The organism is Primorskyibacter flagellatus, from assembly GCF_048268605.1.
GTDB classification, from domain to species: Bacteria; Pseudomonadota; Alphaproteobacteria; order Rhodobacterales; family Rhodobacteraceae; genus Primorskyibacter; species Primorskyibacter flagellatus.
This window is the reverse complement of sequence record NZ_JBLWVF010000049.1, coordinates 1-5,102: the sequence shown is the minus strand read 5'-3', so window position 1 is coordinate 5,102 and position 5,102 is coordinate 1. Positions and strand designations below refer to the sequence as shown.

Genomic DNA, 5,102 nt, shown 5'->3' with positions numbered 1-5,102 from the left:
GTCGGACCTGACGGTGCCGACACGAACCGGGTTTGCCCCCGGCAAACCGCCAGTGATCTGTCCCCATATCCCGCCCCCCATGAGGCTGGGGATCTGGGGGCAGATCACTGGCAAGCCCGCGCCTCAGTGAGCCAGAGGCTCGCTTCGGGCGGGCTGTCTTTTCCTCTCGGATCGCGCCGGTTTGGGGCGCGATCTGACGGAGAAAAGACGACTGATCCGGTGGCCAATATCGGGGTATCGGCACGAATCAGGTCCGCCGCGTGCGGGCGTTTGCATCACGGGCGAGGGGAGGGCGCATGGCCAGCTACCACCTCTCCGTGAAGACGATCAAACGCAGCGCCGGGCGCTCTGCCACTGCGGCGGCAGCCTACCGTGTCGGGGAGCGCATCGAGTGCCTGCGCGAAGGCCGCGTCCACGATTACACCCGCAAGCAGGGTATCGAGGAGACCTTCATCCTGACCCCGAAGGATGCCCCGGATTGGGCCTCGGACCGGTCCCGCCTCTGGAACGAGGCCGAGGCCAGCGAGACTCGCCGCAACTCCGTCACCGCCCGCGAATGGGAGCTGGCCTTGCCCTCCGAGATCAGCGCCGAGGCCCGGTCGCAGATCACCCGCGACTTTGCCCAGGAGCTGGTCAGCCGCTACGGCGTGGCCGTCGATGTGGCGATCCATGCGCCCCACCGCGAAGGCGATCAGCGCAACCACCATGCTCATGTTCTGACCTCCACCCGCAAGCTGGAAGCCGAGGGCTTCACCGCCAAGACGCGGGTGCTCGATTCCGCGAAGACCGGCGGCGTCGAGATCGAGCAGATGCGCGGCCTCTGGGCCGAGTTGCAGAACCGTGCGCTGGAGCGTGTAGGGGAGGTCGAGCGCGTCGATCACCGGTCGCTTGAGAAGCAGCGCGAGACGGCGCTGGATCGTGGGGACAAGCTGTCCGCCGAGGAGCTGGACCGCGACCCCGAGCTGAAGCTGGGGCCAGCGGCCAATTCCATGGAGCGGCGGGCGAAGGCGATGGCCGAGCGCCAGGGCCGGGAATACGTCCCGGTCACCGAGCGCGGGGCCGTGGTCCATGCCGCCCGCCAGGCGCGCGCCGCTTTCCGCGAAATGCGTGAGCGGCTGGATATCGCGCGGGAGACCTACGGCATCGAGCGCGAGGCCGGGCAGGGCCGCGTCTCTGCCGGTCTGGCCGCACTCAGGGCCGCGACCGCGAAAGACCGCGACGGGCGCAACCCGGAGGATTTCCGGGAGCGTCTGGCGCGCGTCGTGGACCGGTCACGGGACCAGGACGGCACGCCGAAACCGGAAGGCCGCAATTACGCGCGTGAGCGGCTGAAAGAGATCATGGAGAAGGACGCCGGGCGCGACGGCCAGGCGGCGGTTCACAAGCTGGACGGGTTCAGCGAAAATGACCTTGGCGACGAGGCCGCGAGACCGTCGCGGACCCCGGCCCAGCGTCAAAGGCAGGGCCGTTCCGAGGACATCGAGCGCGAGGATCGCAAGCCGTCCGTCAATGAACGGCTTAAGGACGTTTTGAACAAGCCGCGCGAGCGGCTGGAACCGGACAACGACCGCGAGCAGGAGCGCGATGATGACGAAAACGAAAACACGCGGGACAGGGATCGTGGCGAAGGCCACAGCCTGTGACGCGATATGACAGGACAAACAGAGGAGACCGAAAGATGGATGAAGTATTCAACGTGGGTGAGACGATCCTGCTGGACGGCAAGCCACTATCTCTCGTGACGCCTGCAGGTGTCGAGGCCTGGATCGATCAAGGGATCAAGTACAGCTATCGCTACGATCAGGTGCGCGATCCGCTCGACGGTCAGATGAAATATCGCTGCATCTACGAGAAAGACGGGGCGGATGTGCCGTTCGTACTGGTCAACAGTCCGAGCAGCGGCGACGGGCGCGTGATCCTGTTTGACGAGGTGCGGGATCAGCCACCGGTGTTCCATTAGCGATGCTGCGCCGCCGCAAGGCGGCTTTGATCTCTATTTCCCAGATGCCGCGCGTAGCGCCAATGTCGGTTGTGGCAGTCAGTTTCTCAGCGAACCCCTCCTCCAACAGGTTCGATAAAGTGGCGTGATACCCTCGCATCTGAAGGCGATTGATATTCCTACGAAGATAGGGTTTATGCACCTCTAATAGCGTTAGGACCCGGTGAGAGCCCGGGTGGCTCTTCCGGCCGCTGATCCGCCGGACAACCCTGAAACTTCCCGACATACAATGCCGACCGTCTTATGAAAGACGATCAGGCACAGGGTACTGGATTGTTTGAATGATCTCAATTTCTGACTACCGACAGCAATGGTTCGGTAACATTCGTGGCGATGTGCTTGCGGGTATCGTCGTCGCGCTGGCGCTGATCCCCGAAGCCATCGCATTCTCTATCATCGCAGGCGTGGATCCCAAGGTGGGTCTTTACGCCTCCTTTTCCATTGCCGTGCTCATCGCCTTTACAGGCGGACGGCCTGGCATGATTTCGGCGGCGACTGCCGCCACAGCCGTTCTGATGATCACGCTCGTGAAGGATCACGGGCTTGAATATCTCTTGGCCGCAACCGTTCTTGCAGGTCTCTTGCAGATCGGGGCGGGGCTTTTGAAGCTCGGGCGCTTCATGCGCTATGTTTCAAAATCGGTGATGACCGGCTTCGTGAATGCGCTGGCGATCCTCATCTTTATGGCGCAACTCCCCGAGTTGAACTTGAGCAATCCCGGCGTCACCTGGCTCACCTATGTCCTCGTGGCTGCGGGCCTTGCAATCATCTATCTCTTTCCACGGATCACCACCACGATCCCGTCGCCGCTGGTCACGATTATCGTGCTGACTCTGGCCGTTCTGGCGATGGGCTGGGACGTCCGAACGGTGGGCGACATGGGCGCACTGCCGGATACGTTGCCCTTCTTCCTGATCCCGGATGTGCCGCTGACCATCGAGACGCTGCTGATCATCTTTCCGTATTCCGCCGCCGTTGCGGTGGTCGGCCTGCTGGAAAGTTTGATGACCCAGAACATCGTTGATGACCTGACAGACACCAAGTCCAACCGGAACCAGGAATGCATCGGTCAGGGCATTGCCAACACCGCGACCGGATTTATCGGCGGTATGGCGGGTTGCGCGATGATCGGACAGTCAATCATCAACGTGAAGTCCGGTGGTCGCGGGCGTCTTTCGGCCTTTTCCGCTGGTGTTGTCCTGTTAGTTCTGGTCGTCGGCCTAGGTGATCTTGTGGCGCGTATCCCGATGCCCGCATTGGTCGCCATCATGATCATGGTGTCGATTGGCACCTTCTCCTGGTCCTCGATCAAGGCGCTCAGAGTGCATCCGCGTTCGTCCTCAATCGTGATGATCGCAACTGTCGTCACCGTGGTCTACACACACAACCTCGCCATTGGCGTTCTGGTAGGGGTGCTGCTGTCAGGCATCTTCTTTGCAGGCAAGATCGCGCAACTTTTCCGTATCACCTCGACCCTATCAGCTGATGGCCGTCAACGGACTTACGTGCTCGAAGGCCAGCTTTTCTATGGGTCAGCCGAGGATTTCGCGGATGCTTTCGATTTCCGCGAGGCGCTTGACCGTGTCACCATTGACGTGAGCCAGGCCCATATCTGGGATATCAGCTCCGTTCAGGCGCTGGACATGGCAATTCTGAAGTTCCGCCGAGAAGGTTCGGAGGTCGAGGTTGTCGGAATGAACGATGCAACCGAAACGCTCGTTGATAAGCTTGCGATACATGACAAGCCCGGCGCGATGGACAAGTTGATGGGACACTGAGGGAGGAACACCATGGACAAGATACTGACACTACTGGACGGGTCGGACTATTCCGAAAGCGTCTGCCACCATACTGCTTGGATCGCTCAGAAGCTCAACGCGAGCGTGATAGCCATGCATGTGTTGGGTCGTCGCGAAGGTGCTGCCTCAACGGACCTTTCGGGGGCACTAAGCCTAGGAGCCAGGACCGCGCTTTTAGAAGAGCTTTCCGCCATGGACGAGCAGCGCGCTAAACTTGCCCAAGCGAAAGGCCATGCCATTCTGGAAGATGCGAAAGCGATCCTTGAACAAGACGGGATCCCGAAGGTGGATCTACGTCTGCGAAAGGGCGACCTTCTGGAAGCGGTTCGCGAGCTTGAAAGCGATATTCGCGCAATCACCATCGGCAAGCGGGGCGAAGGGGCGGATTTCGCCTCCGGTCACCTAGGGTCAAACCTAGAGCGGATCGTGCGCACCTCCAAGGTGCCCGTGTTCGTGGCATCGCGAGAGTTTCGACAGATTTCGAAAGTTCTCGTGGCTTATGACGGAAGCGCAAGTGCCAAGACTGCTATTGAACGTATGTCGACCAGCCCTGTTTTTGCTGATCTCGCCGTCAGCGTGCTTTGTGTAGCGCAAGATACTACCCATGCCCAGAAAGTTGCTGATGAAGCCGTTACTAAGCTCCATACGGCCAATATCACTGCGTCCTCTCGCATCGCGACAGGCGAACCCGAAGAGGCCTTGAACAAGTTGGTTTCTGAAGAGGGTTTCGATCTCCTGGTGATGGGTGCCTATGGGCATAGCCGGATCAGGAGCCTCATCATCGGATCAACGACCACGGCGATGATCCAGTCCGTGAAAATACCGGTTTTGCTGTACAGGTAAAAATGAGACGTGGTATTTTTCAGGCCGCGTCGCAAACATCGGAATTGCATAGCCGCCGTTCATCGACGCCATTCCTAAAATAGGTTTGTCCTGCTAAGCCGCTTCACGGTCGCGGTAGGATACCTGTGATCCCGGCAGTGGGCCGGTCTCGCTTTGAGCGATAGACAGGGCAGGGGATCGACGGGCTGACGCCCGCTCACCCCAACCCTGACAGTTTCCAAATCCTGTTGATCCGCCTGCCATCCTGGCAGGGCCGAGAAAACCGGCAAGCGCCGCCGTTGGCGTCGGTTCCGGTCGAGAATTCCGGTTCCTCCCACGCGCAGGCGCGCGGTTCCCTCCCAAATTCACGCCCTCCACCCGGTTGTCACGGCCCCGCCAGGCCGCAGGACGGGCTTTGCCCTTACCTGCTCTGCCCTTCGGAATGCATGGGCATTCCAAAGATCAGAACAGGAAGGCCCGCC

Annotated in this window: 4 protein-coding genes and 1 other annotated feature; all 4 genes read left to right on the top strand. The window is 60.6% G+C overall.

Translation table 11 applies throughout. From position 1 onward, the window contains the following. Window positions 1–296: 296 nt before the first annotated feature. The 4 genes from mobQ to ACN0WV_RS19490 all read left to right on the top strand — a co-directional run bounded on the left by mobQ (window position 297) and on the right by ACN0WV_RS19490 (window position 4,641). Window positions 297–1,643: a MobQ family relaxase gene (mobQ, locus tag ACN0WV_RS19505; RefSeq protein WP_417607891.1), complete on the top strand. Its 1,347-nt coding sequence runs from the start codon at window positions 297–299 to the stop codon at window positions 1,641–1,643. Window positions 1,644–1,678: 35 nt separating this feature from the next. Continuing rightward, entirely contained in the window at window positions 1,679–1,960 is a 282-nt protein-coding gene (locus tag ACN0WV_RS19500; protein WP_417607890.1) for a hypothetical protein, read from the top strand. 192 nt (window positions 1,961–2,152) lie between these two features. Further along, window positions 2,153–2,208 (top strand) — a sequence feature (sul1 is cis-regulatory element that is thought to sense ions involved in sulfur or methionine metabolism; They are found in Alphaproteobacteria). Window positions 2,209–2,280: 72 nt separating this feature from the next. Beyond that, on the top strand, window positions 2,281–3,777 hold the full coding sequence (locus ACN0WV_RS19495) for a SulP family inorganic anion transporter (protein ID WP_417607889.1): 1,497 nt from the start codon (window positions 2,281–2,283) through the stop codon (window positions 3,775–3,777). A 12-nt stretch (window positions 3,778–3,789) separates the two neighbouring features. Then, window positions 3,790–4,641, top strand: coding sequence for a universal stress protein (locus ACN0WV_RS19490; protein WP_417607888.1), 852 nt, complete (start codon window positions 3,790–3,792; stop codon window positions 4,639–4,641). Window positions 4,642–5,102: the final 461 nt, after the last annotated feature.